The 15,293-nt window shown below is 68.9% G+C and carries 15 protein-coding genes; 11 read left to right on the forward strand and 4 right to left on the reverse strand.

The window, feature by feature from the left end:
• Window positions 1-16: 16 nt before the first annotated feature.
• Window positions 17-703 carry a YqeB family protein gene (locus BM199_RS11695; protein ID WP_091672841.1) on the reverse strand — a complete coding sequence of 229 codons (687 nt, stop codon included), beginning with the start codon at window positions 701-703 and terminating at the stop codon, window positions 17-19.
• On the reverse strand, window positions 700-1,326 hold the full coding sequence (locus tag BM199_RS11700) for a TetR/AcrR family transcriptional regulator (protein ID WP_091672843.1): 627 nt from the start codon (window positions 1,324-1,326) through the stop codon (window positions 700-702). Before BM199_RS11700 ends, BM199_RS11695 begins: the two co-directional genes overlap by 4 nt.
• Window positions 1,327-1,440: 114 nt before the next feature.
• Here BM199_RS11700 and BM199_RS11705 point away from each other — a divergent pair, with 114 nt between their 5' ends.
• The 7 genes from BM199_RS11705 (at window position 1,441) to BM199_RS11735 (ending at window position 7,442) form a co-directional block, all read left to right on the forward strand.
• Window positions 1,441-2,256, forward strand: a complete 816-nt coding sequence (locus BM199_RS11705; RefSeq protein WP_425425520.1) for a DUF3626 domain-containing protein — start codon at window positions 1,441-1,443, stop codon at window positions 2,254-2,256.
• An 87-nt stretch (window positions 2,257-2,343) separates the two neighbouring features.
• Window positions 2,344-3,564 (forward strand): GNAT family N-acetyltransferase, encoded by a 1,221-nt coding sequence (locus tag BM199_RS11710; RefSeq protein WP_091672845.1) that lies wholly within the window; start codon window positions 2,344-2,346, stop codon window positions 3,562-3,564.
• A gap of 76 nt (window positions 3,565-3,640) precedes the next feature.
• On the forward strand, window positions 3,641-4,144 hold the full coding sequence (locus tag BM199_RS11715) for a pyridoxamine 5'-phosphate oxidase family protein (protein WP_091672847.1): 504 nt from the start codon (window positions 3,641-3,643) through the stop codon (window positions 4,142-4,144).
• 105 nt (window positions 4,145-4,249) lie between these two features.
• Entirely contained in the window at window positions 4,250-4,954 is a 705-nt protein-coding gene (locus BM199_RS11720; RefSeq protein ID WP_245788307.1) for a DUF998 domain-containing protein, read from the forward strand.
• Between the two features lie 103 nt (window positions 4,955-5,057).
• Window positions 5,058-5,819, forward strand: coding sequence for a 3-oxoacyl-ACP reductase FabG (gene fabG / locus BM199_RS11725; protein ID WP_091672849.1), 762 nt, complete (start codon window positions 5,058-5,060; stop codon window positions 5,817-5,819).
• A gap of 27 nt (window positions 5,820-5,846) precedes the next feature.
• Window positions 5,847-6,299 (forward strand): MaoC family dehydratase, encoded by a 453-nt coding sequence (locus tag BM199_RS11730; protein WP_091672850.1) that lies wholly within the window; start codon window positions 5,847-5,849, stop codon window positions 6,297-6,299.
• A gap of 102 nt (window positions 6,300-6,401) precedes the next feature.
• Window positions 6,402-7,442, forward strand: a complete 1,041-nt coding sequence (locus BM199_RS11735; RefSeq protein ID WP_091672852.1) for a phosphotransferase family protein — start codon at window positions 6,402-6,404, stop codon at window positions 7,440-7,442.
• A 5-nt stretch (window positions 7,443-7,447) separates the two neighbouring features.
• Here BM199_RS11735 and BM199_RS11740 read toward each other — a convergent pair whose 3' ends face one another.
• Window positions 7,448-8,650 carry an IS110 family RNA-guided transposase gene (locus tag BM199_RS11740; protein WP_091672853.1) on the reverse strand — a complete coding sequence of 401 codons (1,203 nt, stop codon included), beginning with the start codon at window positions 8,648-8,650 and terminating at the stop codon, window positions 7,448-7,450.
• 166 nt (window positions 8,651-8,816) lie between these two features.
• Between BM199_RS11740 and BM199_RS11745 the strand changes: the two genes are divergently transcribed.
• The 4 genes from BM199_RS11745 (at window position 8,817) to BM199_RS11760 (ending at window position 14,431) form a co-directional block, all read left to right on the forward strand.
• Window positions 8,817-10,037: an acyl-CoA dehydrogenase family protein gene (locus BM199_RS11745; protein WP_091672855.1), complete on the forward strand. Its 1,221-nt coding sequence runs from the start codon at window positions 8,817-8,819 to the stop codon at window positions 10,035-10,037.
• 4 nt (window positions 10,038-10,041) lie between these two features.
• On the forward strand, window positions 10,042-11,247 hold the full coding sequence (locus tag BM199_RS11750; RefSeq protein ID WP_091672857.1) for an acyl-CoA dehydrogenase family protein: 1,206 nt from the start codon (window positions 10,042-10,044) through the stop codon (window positions 11,245-11,247).
• The gene (locus tag BM199_RS11755) at window positions 11,244-12,383 is read left to right on the forward strand and encodes an acyl-CoA dehydrogenase family protein (protein WP_091672858.1); all 1,140 of its coding nucleotides are present in this window, start codon (window positions 11,244-11,246) and stop codon (window positions 12,381-12,383) included. Before BM199_RS11750 ends, BM199_RS11755 begins: the two co-directional genes overlap by 4 nt.
• A gap of 218 nt (window positions 12,384-12,601) precedes the next feature.
• Window positions 12,602-14,431, forward strand: coding sequence for a M14 family zinc carboxypeptidase (locus tag BM199_RS11760; RefSeq protein ID WP_091672860.1), 1,830 nt, complete (start codon window positions 12,602-12,604; stop codon window positions 14,429-14,431).
• Window positions 14,432-14,474: 43 nt separating this feature from the next.
• Here the strand turns inward: BM199_RS11760 and BM199_RS11765 are convergent, their stop codons facing one another.
• Complete coding sequence (locus tag BM199_RS11765; RefSeq protein ID WP_091672861.1) at window positions 14,475-15,080, reverse strand: TetR/AcrR family transcriptional regulator; 606 nt, start codon at window positions 15,078-15,080, stop codon at window positions 14,475-14,477.
• Between the last annotated feature and the right edge of the window lie 213 nt (window positions 15,081-15,293).

Consider the following 15,293-nt stretch of genomic DNA (forward strand, 5'->3'; position numbering starts at 1 on the left):
CGCTCGGGTCGGCTCATCACTGCGCGGTGCGCCAGTACTGGCGCTTGCCTTCGTCGCGGACGAAGACTCCGTGCCTGGACAACTCCCGGCGCAGATCACGGAGATCTTCGGCATCGTCGTTCTCGATCGCGGTCTGGCGGGCACGAAGGATCGCGTGCGCGTCCTGGGAAAGGCCGGAGGATCCGTCGATCCAGCGCGTGAATCGTTCGCCGTACGGGTCGTGCTCGTGCCAGTCGTAGCCGTGGGCTTCGAACCCCGCCCGCAACCTGTGCGACCTGAGGTCGGTCTTCTCCCTGGCCAGCTCCTCGCCGTGCGGCCCGAGCAGTACGAGTTCCTTTCCGTCGGCGAATGCGCCGGACACCGCGGCACCGGGGAACACGGCTTCGCTGTCATTGCGTTTGACGGCGACCGAATCCTCATCGATCGTGACCGTGACGATGTCGTCGTAGGCGAGCAGCGCGACGAAGCCACCGGCGAGTACACCGGCGACGGCCAGCGCGACAGTCGTCTTCACGCCGATGACCCCGGCCAGGTCGGCGATGCTCTCCTGGTTCGGAAACCAGGGCAGGGCGGCGATCCACCCCGGTACCTGAGCCAGGACGATGCCGAGTACGGCACCACAGGCCGGGAACGCGGTCCACAGGAAGACGTGCAGACCCGTCGAGTGGCGTACCGTGCTGCGTTCGGTCGCCTCGTTCATCATGTACCGCTCCTGGTGGCTGAGATGGCGTTCACGAACAGCGAGACCCAGTCGACGGCGACCTTTCGGTGCTCCTCGAGGCCGCGTCCGCGCAGCCGGGGAAACTCCCCCATCGCGGACAGCAGGACCGACGCGAACAGAACCGGCTCGATATCGCGGAACTGCCCGTACGCCTGACCTTCCCGGATGAAGGTGACGAGTTCCGCCGTGCCTCGCTCGTGGCTCCGGGCGACCGCCGCACGCATCGTCTCGCCGCGCACCTCTCTGCGGATCTCGGTCATGGCGCTGATCTCTTCGCCGTGGGTCCAGCAGTGCTCGGCGAAACGCCGCAGCATCCCCTCCAGTGCGTCCGGGTAGGTCTCCGGCTCGTCTTCCTCAGGGGCCGCCATCGCGTCGTCGAGGCGCCCCTCGATCGTGGCGAGCACGCCACGCATCAGGCCGTCCTTGCTGTGGAAGTGATAGCTGATCAGCCCGGGGCTGATCGACGCGTGCCGCGCGATCCGGGCGAACGAGGCGGCGCCGTAGCCATGTTCGGCCAGTACGTCGATAGTCGCCTGGATGATCTGCGCCCGACGCGCCTGCTCGATGAATGAACCCGGCGCATCATCGGGCTGGACTGAATGCATGACCAGGATTCTATATGAGTGACCAGGATCGGTGAAATCCGCTGGCCGCAGGTCCGGTCATCAGCCAGAATTCACGAGGTGGAGAGCAGGTCGGCGGCACCGTGGGAGCGCGCGCTGAGGCACGTGGCCACGCTCGCCGTCGGCGACGCCCTCGACCCTTTGCCCTCGGTGACGCTGCACTTCCACCCCGACCGGCTGGTGGCCGGTACGCCGATCCTCGAAGCCATCGCCCGTGACCGCCACTACCGCTCGCAGTTCGAGACCGGTGTGAGCAACGGCGGGCTCACCGCCCATCCCGGCGGTGACCGGTGGCGCTGGGAAAGCCGGATGTTCGCGTGCGCCTACGACGACGCACCCGCGGCCCAACGTCCCAAATACGGCTCACTGAACGTTCGCCGCCGTCGCGTCGGCGGTTCCCCCAGGTTCGGATCGGCGCACCTCCGGCTCGCCCCGCATGCACTGGAGCGGACGACGTTCTGCTATCCCGACAGCGTCCTCGAACCGGCCGACTTCGGTGTCGCCACCAGGCTGTCCACCCTCGTGGCGATCGCGCTCGCCGAGCACAGGGACGCGCTGGACGACTACATCGAAGCGCACGTCCACGGTCCGCTGCGCGTCCCGGACGACGTCGAGGCGATCGTGCTCGACCCCTGCTACCGCGGGACGGACATCGAAGGCGCAGCCCACGCGCTCGGCTGCCCGGTCGAATGCCATCCCGGCTTCCGGCTCGACGTGGCCGAGTTGCGGCGCCATCCGGGCTATCGCGGGCCCGAGTACGTCGAGCTCGGCCTCTCCCTGGCCAGGGACGGCTACCTGGACCCAGGAATACTCGGCGCGGCCGCCCGCACCGGCCGCCACGACGAGCAGGCGCTCAAACGGGTATGGAACTACGTCGCCCGCTTCGGCACTCCCGAACTCGCCCGGCGGTAATTCGCTTGACCTGGCAACGGGACACCGTTGCACTGTGGCGAGCCACCACGAGTCGTGGTGCCGGGATCCGGGGAGGCAGCGGCAGCAATGGAGATCCGTCCCACGACCGACCAGGACCTCGCCGTCTTCGTCGACACGTTCCATGCCGCGCTCGGGCGCTTCCCGGAAACCCCCACAGAGGGTGCCGGAGTCTGGTGGTCGGCGCTGGAAATGGACCGCAACCTGCTCGCCATGACGACGGACGGGCGGCCGGTCGGAACCGCGGGCGCCTACTCATTCGAACTCACCCTGCCCGGCGAGATCGTCGTCCCGGCGGCCGGGGTGACCGCCGTCGGCGTCCTGCCCTCACACCGACGCCAGGGAGTGCTCAAGACGATGATGCGGCATCAGCTCAGCGAGTTGCGGGCCCGGCGGGACTTCCTCTCCGTACTGCTGGCCTCCGAGGCCCTCATCTACCGCAGGTTCGGCTACGGACCCGCGACCCACACACAGCGGCTGACAGTGCCACGTCACCGGGCCACCCTCGCTCTCCCCCGGGCGCGCGCAACGGCCGACACACCAGCGCCCGGCTCGGTCGAACTGCTGCGTCGCACCGAGTGCGACGAGATCCTGGAAGAGGTCTACGACCGGTACCGCCGCGCGCAGCCCGGCGCGCTGTCCCGGCCGCACCGCTGGTGGGCCCTGCGCGCGGGGCAGCCCCCGATCTCTCCGGCGCCGCGGTACGTCGCCGTCCACCGGGACGCCGACGGTGTCCCGGACGGATACGCCAGCTACTCGGTCGACGAGCCCGACACTCTGACGGTCGACGAGACCATCGCCCCCGACGAGGCCGTCTCCACGGCCCTGGCCCGGTTCGTGCTCGGACACGACCTGGTCAGTCAGGTCGTGTTCAAGCACGTCCCGCCGGATCACTCGCTGCGCTGGCAGCTCGCCGACTTCCGCGCGGGTCGGGTGAGTGACGACACCGATTGGCTCTGGGTTCGGCTGCTGGACGTCCCACGTGCGCTGACCGCGCGCGGCTGGTTCACCGACGGGGAGCTCGTCCTCGACGTCGACGACCCGTTCCTCGGCGAGCACGACCGCTACCTGCTGACCGTCCGCGACGGCGAGGCCGACTGCGTGCCGACAGATCGGGAGCCCGACCTGTCCCTTGACGTGAGCGACCTGGCCTCGGTCTACCTCGGCGGCACTGCCCCGAGCACGCTCGTGCGTGCCGGGCACATCCAGGCCCACCGCCAGGGCGCGGCCGGCCTCGCTGACGCCCTCTTCCACGGCGAGCGCTCCCCGCACTGCCTGCACTGGTTCTGACCGCACTCGCCGATGAGTTTTCCGCTGCGGGCTTGTCTACCCGTTCGACAACCCGAACGGACCCGAAGGAGCGGACATGACCGGCCCGGTAACCGAACTCGACTCCCGATTCAGCAGCCCCGACGCCACCGCGACACCGTGGACAGCGGCACGGGAACGGCTGGGCGACGCGGAGGTGTTCTGGCTGTCGACGGTACGGCCCGACGGCCGCCCGCATGTCACTCCCCTACTGGCCGTGTGGCTGGACGAGGCCCTGTACTTCTGCACGGGACCCGATGAGCGCAAGGCGCACAACCTCGCGCAGAACGCCAACTGCATCCTCACCACCGGTACCAGTTCACTACACAAAGGACTGGATCTTGTTGTCGAAGGTGCGGTGAGGCGCGTCAAGGACACCGCGACCCTGCGGCGGATCGCCGACGAGTACGTGGCGAAGTACGGCAGCGAGTGGACGTTCGACGTCGGCGAGGAGGCGTTCACCAACCAGGTCGGCGGCGTGGCGCTGGTGTTCGAGCTACGCCCCGACACCGCGTTCGGCTTCGCGAAGGGCGTGTACGGGCAGACCCGCTGGCGGTTTTGAGGAGCGAGGCGGCGCGGGCATTTCTCTCACGTTCCTTTCAGCCGTGCTCGCTAAAGTCGGATCTGAGCGGAAGGTCCGATCTCGCCCTCGCGCCGAAGGAGTCTCGTGCCGTCCTCGCCCGCCCTCGAAACACGCACCGCCGATCGCGGCACTCCACCCCTGCCGTTGATCGCCCTCGCCGCCCTCGCCTGCGGCGTCGTCCTGATGGGTCTGCTGCAGTTCCTGCCGCCCACCAGCGAGATCAGTCCGATCCGGCGGACGATCAGCGAGTACGCGCTGAGTGAGAACAAGTGGCTCTTCGACCTCTCGGTCGCGCTGATCGCGGCCGGTTCCGCCATCGCGATCGTGCTGCTGGTCCGGCACCGGTTGCTCCGGCCGGTGTCCCTGGCCTTCCCGCTGTTCGCCGCGTGGGTCCTCGGCCTGGTGATGATCGTGATCTTTCCCAAGACCGACTGGAGCGTGGGCCCGAGCCTCGGTGGCAGCATTCACCGCGTCGCGAGCCTCATGGCCTTCCTGTGTCTCCCGATCGCGATCATGCTCGCCGCCCGTGCCGTGTTCGCCCACGCGCCCCGGTGGCGCAGGGCCACGCAGGCACTCGGGGCCGCCGCGCTGCTGTGGTTCACCCCGATCCTGGTGGCGGTCCTGGTCATGGCGGCCGGCGGACCACCGTGGTGGCGCTCGATCCCGCTCGGCCTCGTCGAGCGCGGCCTCGCGCTCACCGAGGTGCTCGCCGTCGCGGCCCTCGCACTCGGCCTGCACCTGCGCCCCGCGCCGACCGGCCGCACCCTGGCGATCCCCCCTCGCACATGACACAGGTCACAGACTCCGGCTCGACGCGGGGAGTACGGTCCTAAGCGCTCGCTTAGAATGCTGTCGCCCACTCACACTCAGTGCCGAGCCAGAGGAGGAACACGTGACCGGATCTCCGAGCAAGGTCGCCATCGTCACCGGAGCGGGACGCGGAATCGGCGCCGCCGTCGCCGCCCGGCTCGCCCGGGACGGCTTCGCCGTCGGACTGCTCGACCTGGACGAGGCGAGCTGCGCCTCCGGTGCCGAGGCGATCACCGCGGCCGGGGGCAGGGCCATTGGCGTCGGACTCGACGTCAGCGACAGCGCCCAGGTCGACGCCGCCGTCACGCGCGTCGCCGAGGAGCTCGGCGCGCCGACGGTGTTGATCAACAATGCCGGCATCACCCGCGACAACATGCTCTTCAAGATGTCCGAGGACGACTGGGACTCGGTGATGAACGTGCATCTGCGGGGTTCGTTCCTGATGAGCCGCGCCACACAGAAGTACATGACCGAGCAGAAGTGGGGCCGTATCGTCAACCTCTCGAGCACCTCCGCACTCGGCAACCGGGGGCAGGCGAACTACTCCGCAGCGAAGGCGGGCCTGCAGGGCTTCACCAAGACCCTGGCCTTCGAGCTCGGCAAGTTCGGCGTCACGGCCAACGCGATCGCCCCCGGATTCATCGCCACCGAGATGACCGCGGCGACCGCGGAGCGGCTCGGCATCTCCTTCGAGGACATGAAGAAGGGGGCGGCACAGGAGATCCCGGTCCGCAGGGTCGGCGAGCCCGAGGACATCGCCAACGTCGCGTCCTTCCTCGTCAGCGACGAGGCCTCGTTCGTGTCCGGCCAGGTCATCTACGTGGCGGGCGGCCCGAAGGCCTGAGTGCCCGCGCGAGCAAAGGAGCTCCTCATGCGTGTCTTTTCCGGACTCGATGACTTCACGGGCGCTGTCGGCGAGGTCCTCGGCCACAGCGAATGGCACACGATCACCCAGGAACAGGTCAACACCTTCGCCGACGCCACGGGCGATCACCAGTGGATCCACATCGACACCGAGCGGGCCGCGGCGGGTCCCTTCGGCGGCACCATCGCACACGGTTATCTGACGCTCTCGCTGATCCCCATGCTGGGCAAGGAGATCTACCAGGTCGACAACCTGTCGATGGGCATCAACTACGGCCTGAACAAGGTGCGGTTCCCGCAGCCGGTCCGGGTCGGTTCCCGCGTTCGGGCCAGTGCCGAGCTGACCGAGCTGACCGACGTGCCCGGCGGCAAGCAGGCGGTCGTGCGCTGGACCATCGAGATCGACGGCGAGAGCAAGCCGGCCTGCGTCGCCGAGACCGTCGCCCGGTTGCTCGGCTGAGCGAGGGGCATGCTCCGCCGAAGCACCGGCACGACATACCGACCGGTCGGTACCATTACCGGACACTTCCGGTTCCAGCAGAGCCGTTCCTCAGGAGGGCAGATGACCGACGACGATCCCCCCGGCCTCGACCTGGCGCGCCTGCGCGAGCGACTGGACCGGGACCTGCCCGGGCTCGTCGCCGGTCCCCTGCGCGGCGAGGTGATCGCGGGCGGCCGCTCGAACCTCACCTACCGGGTCACCGACGGCACCAGCCGGTGGGTCGTCCGGCGCCCACCCCTTGGCCACGTCCTGCCCACCGCGCACGACATGTCCAGGGAGTACCGGGTGATCTCGGCGCTGAACGGCACCGGCGTGCCGGTCCCCCGCACCGTCCTGCTCTGCGACGATCCCGGCGTCGTCGGCGCCCCCTTCTATGTCATGGAGTTCGCCGAGGGGACGCCGTACCGGACCGAGGACGAGCTGCTCGCGCTCGGCCCCGAGCGCACCCGCTCGATCGGCCTCGCCCTGGTGGACACGCTCGTGGACCTGCATTCGGTCGACCCCGACGCCATCGGTCTCGCCGACTTCGGCAGGCCGGACGGGTATCTGCAGCGCCAGCTACGACGCTGGAAGAAGCAACTGGACTCCTCCCGCAGCAGGGAACTGCCCGGCATCGACGATCTGCACGACCGGCTCGCGGCCGAGGTTCCCGAATCCGGCCCGCCGGCGATCGTGCACGGCGACTACCGGCTGGACAACGTCCTGGTCGACAGCGACGACCGGATCAGCGCCGTGCTCGACTGGGAGATGTCCACCCTCGGCGACCCGCTCACCGACCTCGCCCTGCTCGTCGCGTACGCCGGGCGGGACACCACGAGCCTGGGAATCGTGTCCAACGCCAGTGACGCGCCGGGGTACCCGGACACCGAGGCGGTGGTGGCGCGCTACGCCGCGCGGTCCGGCCGCGACGTGTCCCGGCTCGACTGGTACGTCGGCTTCGCCTTCTTCAAGCTGGCGGTGATCCTCGAAGGCATCCACTACCGCTTCGACCACGGACAGACCGTCGGCGAAGGTTTCGCCGGCATCGGCAACAGCGTGCTACCGCTGGTCACGCGCGGCAACACCATCCTCGACAACGCCACCCGCCAGGAGTCTCAATGAGGAAGTCAAGCTGCTTGCGTGACCGGTTGGGTGGGGGTGAATACTCTGTTGTCACGCAGCAGCGCCCACAGCACGTTGACCCGGCGGCGGGCCAGGGCGATGACGGCCTGGACGTGTTTGAGTCCTTGGGCACGTTTTTTGAGGTAGAAGTCTCGGTTCGGCCCGTCACGGATGATGCTGGTCTGGGCGGAGAGGTAGAAGATGCGGCGCAGCCGTCGGCTGTAGCGCTTGGGCCGGTGCAGGTTCCCGGTCCGTCGCCCCGAGTCCCGAGAGACGGGTACCAGTCCGGCTGCGGAGGCGAGGTGACCGGCGTCGGCATACGCCGCCAGGTCACCGGCGGCGACGACGAATTCCGCCCCCAGGACCGGTCCGATGCCGGGCAGGGATTCGATGATCTCGGCCTGCGGGTGGGTGTGGAAGGTGTCCCGGATCTGGGTGTCGAGGCGCTTGATCTTCTCGTCCAGATCCAGGATCTGGCGTGCCAGCTCGGCCACGATGCCGGCGGCGACGTCCTGGCCGGGCAGAGTGGTGTATTGGGCCTCGGCGGCTTCCAGTGCGGTGGTCGCGACGATCTCGGAGTTGCGAACGCTGCGGCGGGCCAGCCAGGCGGTCAGTCGGGTATGGCCTCGGCGGCGCAGGGCGGCCGGGGTTTGGTATCCGGTCAGCAGCACCAGGGCGCCTTTGTGTGCCGAGTAGTCGAAAGCCCGTTCCAGGGCGGGGAAAATGCCGGTCAGAACGTCTCGCAGCCGGTTGATCATCCGGACTCTGTCAGCGATCAGATCGGCGCGGTGCGCGGTCAGCAGGCCCAAGTCCGCCGCGAGCTGGGCGGGTACCTCGATGGCGGTGAAATCTCTGCGGACCCGCGCGGTTTCGGCGATGACGTAAGCGTCCCGGGCATCGGTTTTCGCCTCACCACGATAGGCACCGGACATCCGGTTGACGGTGCGACCGGGCACGTACACGACATGCTGCCCGTGAGCGGCCAGCAGGGCCAGCAGCAACGCCGAGGACGTCCCCGAGATGTCCACCGCCCAGTGCACAGTCTGCGCCAGACCGCAGATCTCCGCGATCGCGCCCAGGATCTCGCCCTCGTCGTTGCTGATCTTTCTCGACCACACCGTGGAACCGGTCGCGTCGACCACCGCAGCCCAGTGATGGGCCTTGCCCGCGTCGATCCCAGCCCAAGCTTGTTCCAAACGCTGATTCACCCACGTCTCCCCACTGCCAGTTTGTGCCGCTGGCCCGTGGAACACCCCAATCAGCAGCCAGGGCGCCCCGAAAGACCAGGCGGCCACTCCTTGCAAGCCACTACAGGCAAGAACTGATCAGCCACACCCGGTCCTCCCGGACCGCCTAACAACTTACGGAGGACTGATGGACTTCGCGTTCGACGCCGAGACCGACGAGCTGCGCTCGCGGCTCGAGGCGTTCATGGACGAACACGTCTACCCGGCCGAGCCGGTCTTCGAGCAGCAACTCGCCGAGCGGGACGACCCGTGGTCGAGCGTGCCGATCGTGGAGGATCTCAAGACCGAGGCCCGCAGCCGTGGACTGTGGAACCTCTTTCTTCCCGGAGAACACGGGGCGGGCCTGACCAACCTGCAGTACGCCCCGCTCGCCGAGATCACCGGCCGCAGCCCGCAGCTCGCCCCGACGGTGCTCAACTGTGCGGCGCCGGACACCGGCAACATGGAAGTGCTCGCCATGTTCGGCTCGCCGAAGCACCACGAGCAGTGGCTGCGCCCACTGCTCGACGGCGAGATCCGTTCCGCGTTCGCGATGACCGAGCCGGACGTGGCCTCCTCCGACGCGCGCAACATCGAGACCAAGATCGTCCGGGACGGCGACTCCTACGTCATCTCCGGACGCAAGTGGTACATCTCCGGCGCGATGAACCCGAACTGCCGCATCTTCATCGTGATGGGCAAGACCGATCCCGATGCGGAGCCGCACCGGCAGCAGAGCATGATCCTGGTCCCCCGCGACACCCCCGGTGTCCAGGTCAAACGTGGCATGAACGTCTTCGGCTACACCGACGGCGATCACGGTGGACACGCCGAGGTCGTGTTCGACGACGTCCGGGTGCCCGCGGAGAACCTGCTGCAGGAGGAGGGCAGCGGCTTCGCCATCGCGCAGGCCCGGCTCGGTCCCGGCCGCATCCACCACTGCATGCGGCTGATCGGAATGGCCGAACGCGGTATCGAGCTGATGTGCCGCCGCACGATCTCCCGCACGGCCTTCGGCAAGCCGATCGCCCAGCAGGGGGTCGTGCAGGACTGGATCGCCGAGTCGCGGGTACGGGTGGAGCAGTTGCGACTGCTGGTGCTCAAGACCGCGTGGCTGATGGACACGGTCGGCAACCAGGGGGCGCACACCGAGATCCAGTCGATCAAGATCGCGACGCCCGCCTCGGTCGAGTGGATCCTCGACAAGGCCATCCAGGCGCACGGAGCGGGCGGGGTCAGCCAGGACTTCCCCCTAGCCGGCCTGTGGGCCGCCGCGCGCATGCTGCGGCTGGCCGACGGCCCCGACGAGGTGCACAAGCGCTCGCTGGCCCGCCGTGAACTCAAGAAGTACCTGCCGGAACGGAAATGAGCTGATGAGCACACCGAATCCTGAGACCACTGTGGACGCGGAAGGGCTACGGGATCTCGTCCGGGACCTGCTGGAGAAGCACGACCCCCAGGCCACCGACCGGCTCGAGTTCCTCCGCGCCCGATTCGACGCCGGACTTGCCTGGGTGCATTTTCCCACCGGCCTCGGCGGCCTCGACGCACCGAGGTCACTGCAGGCCGTCGTGGACGCCGAACTCGCCGCGGCCGATGCGCCGGACAACGATCCGCGGCGAATCGGCATCGGCCTCGGCATGGCCGCACCCACCATCCTCAAGTTCGGGACCGAGGAACAACGCACGCGCTTCCTTCGTCCGCTGTGGACCGGCGAGGAGGTGTGGTGCCAGCTCTTCAGCGAACCGGGCGCCGGATCGGACCTCGCCGCGCTGGGCACCAGGGCGGTGCGCGACGGCGACGACTGGGTGGTCGACGGACAGAAGGTGTGGACCTCCAGCGCCCACACCGCACGGTGGGCCATCCTGGTCACCCGGACCGATCCCGACGTGCCCAAGCACCAGGGCATGACGTACTTCGTCTGCGACATGACCGCTCCGGGAGTGGAGGTCCGTCCGCTGCGCCAGATCACCGGCGAGGCCGAGTTCAACGAGGTCTTCCTCACCGGGGTCCGGATTCCGGACGCACATCGCCTCGGCGAGATCGGCGAGGGCTGGCGGGTCGCGCAGACCACACTGATGAACGAGCGGGTGGCCATCGGGGGCACCGCGATGCCCCGTGAGGGCGGGATGACCGGCGTCCTCACCCGGACCTGGCGCGAGCGCCCCGAGCTGCGGACCCCCGAATTGCATGACCGGCTGCTCCGGCTGTGGGTGGAGGCGGAGGCGACCCGGCTGGCCGGCAGCAGACTGCGTCAGCAGCTCGCGGTCGGTTCGCCAGGCCCGGAGGGATCGGCGATGAAACTGGCGTTCGCCAGGCTCAACCAGGAGCTCTCCGGCCTCGAACTCGAACTCCTCGGCGAGGAAGGGCTGCTCTACGACGACTGGACGCTGCGCCGCCCCGACATCGTCGACTTCACCGGCCGCGGGGCCGGCTACCGCTATCTGCGCGCGAAGGGGAACTCCATCGAGGGCGGGACCTCGGAGATCCTGCGCAACATCATCGCGGAGCGGGTGCTGGGACTGCCCTCGGAACCCCGCTCCGACAAGGACGTCGCCTGGAAGGACCTCCCCCGATGACCGCACCGACGAACCGGACCGCTGATCTGTTGTACTCGGAGGTCGAGACCGACCTGCGCGCCAGTGTCCGGGATCTGCTCACCGACCGGTGCGATCCGGAGTCGGTACTGGGCCGGATCGAGACGGACCAGCCCTGCGACCTTTCGCTCTGGCGCACGCTCGCGGCAGACCTCGGAGTGGCCGGTCTGCAGGTGCCCGAGGCCCTCGGCGGCCACGGCGCCTCCGTGCGGGAGTCCGCCGTGGTGCTGGAGGAACTGGGCCGCGGTGTGGCACCGGTGCCCTTTCTCAGCAGCGCGGTGCTCGCCACGTCGGCCCTGCTCGCCGCGGACACGTCCCGCCCGGAGGTCGCGGAACCGCTGGCCAAGCTGGCCGCGGGCGAACAGGTCGGCGTCCTCGCCGTCGTGCTCTCCACCTGGCCGGGAGCGGCCTTCCCGCAGGGCGTCCGGGCCGAGGGCGACGGTGTCCTCACCGGCACGGTGGGCACCGTCGCCGACGCCGCGGCCGCGGACCTGCTGCTCGTTCCAGCCATCGGCCAGGACGGCCCGGAACTCCACGCGGTGGAGGCGTCCGCGGCCGGGGTCGCGGTGACCGGCCGCGTCTCCCTCGACCCGACCCGTCAGGTCGCCGATGTCGCCCTCGACAGGGCTCGGGGAATCCCGATCGCCACCGGCGACCACGCCACCGCGGCACTGACCACGGCACTGCGCACCGGGGCGGGCCTGCTCGCCTCCGAGCAGCTCGGGATCGCACAGTGGTGCCTGGACGAGACGGTGAGCTACGTCAAGCAGCGGTTCCAGTTCGGCAGGCCGGTCGGCTCCTTCCAGGCGCTCAAGCACCGGCTCGCCGACCTGTACCTGCAGCTGGTGTCGGCGCGCGCGGCCGCCCGCTATGCGGCCGACGTGCTCGCCTCCGACAACCCGGACGCCGCCGTGGCGGTCGCGCTGGCGCAGTCGTACTGCTCGGACATCGCGGTGCACGCGGCGGAGGAGTGTGTCCAGCTGCACGGCGGCATCGGGATGACCTGGGAGCACCCGGCGCACCTGTACCTCAAGCGCGCCAAGGCCGACCAGCTCGCACTCGGCGCCCCAGGGCGCCACCGCACCACCCTCGCCGGACTGGTGGACCTCCCGGCCTGACCCGACTTGGCACTTCCGGGCCTCCAGTTGGCACTTCCCGGGGCCGACCTTCGTCCCGTTTACGGAGAGTGTTCGCTGGTCATCGACCGATAAGTGGCAGTACCTAGCGAAACCCTGATTGCACGGCCTCCAGGTCCGTCCGAGTCTCGGACGATTCCCGGCGCACGCCGGCCGTCGCGCTGCCCGCGCGCCGGATTCCCGAAACCCGGAGGTCGCTGATGATCAGACGAATGCTCCCGCTCGCGCTCGGACTGGCCCTGCTGGGCCCGCCCGTGGTCATGAGCGGCACCGGCCAGGCCGCCGAGCCGAGGTCGCCGGAGGCACCGGCCACCACATCGTCCGCGACGTACCGCGTCGACGGTCCGGACACGCGCGAGGAACGCACCAGCGTCGCGGGGACAGGTGCCGCGATCGACGGCGTCGAATCCGACCACGTCCTGGTCTCGGCACTACCGGCCGAGGCCGACGCGATCCGCGAACTCGGCTTCACCGTGACCCCGGTCGCCACCGCCATGGACTTCCCGCCCGCGGACTCGCGCTACCACAACTACACCGAACTGCTCGACGAACTCGACCGGATGGCGGCCGAGCATCCCGATCTCGTCAAACTCGGCGACATCGGAAATTCCTACGAGGGCCGCGAACTGCCGATCATGAAGATCAGCGACAACGTCGGCACCGACGAGGCCGAGCCGGAAGTGCTGTTCACCTCGAACCAGCACGCCAGGGAGCACCTGACCGCGGAGATGGCGCTCTACATCGCCAATTTGCTGACCGACTCCTACGGCAACGACACCGAGATCACCCGGCTGGTCGACGAGCGCGAGGTGTGGATCGTGCCGATGGCCAACCCGGACGGTGTCGAGTACGACGTCGCCAGTGGCCAGTACCGCGCCTGGCGCAAGAACCGCCAGCCCGGCGGCGGGTCGGTCGGCACCGACATGAACCGGAACTGGGACTACATGTGGGGTTGCTGCGGCGGTTCGTCGAGCAATCCGGCCAGCGACACCTACCGGGGTCCCGCGCCGGAGTCCACCCCCGAGGTCAGCGCAATCGCTGACTTCGTCCGCGGCCGAGTCGTGGGCGGGCAGCAGCAGATCACCGCGCACATCGACTTCCACACCTACAGCGAGCTCGTGCTCTGGCCCATGGGCTACACCTACGACGACACCGGATCGGACATGTCCCGGGACGCGCATGACACGTTCGTGAAGATCGGCCGGGAAATGGCCGCCACCAACAACTACACCCCGCAGCAGTCCAGCGATCTCTACATCACCGACGGCTCGGTCAATGACTGGATGTGGGCGGTGCAGGACATTTTCTCGTTCACCTTCGAGATGTACCCGCGCTCGTCCAACCCCGGTTTCTACCCGCCCGACGAGGTGATCGCACGGGAGACCGCGCGCAACGAGGACGCCGTGCGTTCGCTGCTGAACTACGCGGACTGCCCCTACCGTGCCATCGGCAAGGAGGCCCAGTACTGCGGGACGGCCGGGCCCGCCGATCCGGTCGCGGAGTTCACCGAACAGTGCTCGGCGGCCGAATCGTCGTGCTCCTTCGACGCGAGTGGATCGCGGGACCCGGACGGCACGATCGAGTCCTACGCGTGGGACTTCGGTGACGGCGGGACCGGCACGGGCGTCGCGCCCGGCCACACCTACGCCGAGGCCGGCGAGTACACGGTGACGCTGACCGTGACCGACAACGACGGCAACACCGGCACCGCGACCAGGACCGTACGCGCCGGGACACCACCGGACACCGGTGAGCCGCCGTCCGCGGCGTTCACCGTGAGCTGCTACTACGACAACTGCTCCTTCGACGCGTCGCGATCCACCGATCCGGACGGCGATCTCGCGTCGTACTCGTGGAACTTCGGTGACGGCGGCTCGGGCAGCGGAGTCACCACGAGCCACCGCTACCCCGCTCGCGGGGGCAATTTCACCGCGGAACTCACGGTCACCGACCGGGCGGGGCACACCGCGACCGCCTCCAGGGCGATCCAGTGCTGGAGCTTCGGCTCCCGCGCCTACTGCTTCACCTGATCGGCCGCCGGACCGGAACTCGTCGACGGGTTCCCGTTGCCCCTCACGGACGCAGCGAGTTCAGCAGCAGGTCGGCGAAGTGGTCGCCGACCTGCTGCGCCGACCACGCGCCCTGTGGGCTGTACCAGAAACCGAGGTGGTGCACGGCACCGAAGAAGAAGTCGACGACAAGGTCGGCAGGCTGCTCCGTGCGGAACTCGCCCGCCCGCTGTCCCTCTTCGACCAGCGCACGGAACCGTTCGTGGTAGCGGCGCCGTTCGGCGCGCACGGCGCGCTGCTTCTCCGGGTTCAACTGGTGCATCGACTGCAGGAAGATCTTGGTGTCGTCGAGGTTGGCGATGCTGCTCACGACCACGTCCGACGCCGCCGACGCGAGCCGCTCGCCCACCGGAGCCTCCGTGGCGGCGAGCTTCTCCAACCGCTCGGTCTGCTCCCGCAGTATCCGGCCGTAGATCTCGTAGAGCAGATCGTCCTTCGAGTCGAAATAGTGGTACATCGCCCCCTTGGTGACGCCGGCGGCTTCCACGATCTCCTGCACCGAGGTGCGGTCGAACCCGCGCTCCGCGAACAGTCTCGTCGCGACGGACAACAGCCGTCCCGGCACACTCACGTGGTCCTCGGCGCTCCGCCCATTACCGGGTCCGGCCATGCTCTCCCCTTCACCGCGTCCACCTCTTCTCCCCCTGCGACGGGACAGGATACCGCCGGTGGTCGGGCACAGTGTGCGGCGACGCCGGGAAGACGCACTCTCAGAGCCTGTCCGCGAACTCGGGCCGCGATCGAGTCGCCAGGGCTTCGGCTCCCAGCGGCTGTCCAGTTCTGCCGCTGGGCGCCCTGCCGCCTCGATAGCGGGACTTCGTCG

Origin of the sequence: Amycolatopsis marina, assembly GCF_900111885.1 — a bacterium.
Lineage (GTDB): Bacteria > Actinomycetota > Actinomycetes > Mycobacteriales > Pseudonocardiaceae > Amycolatopsis > Amycolatopsis marina.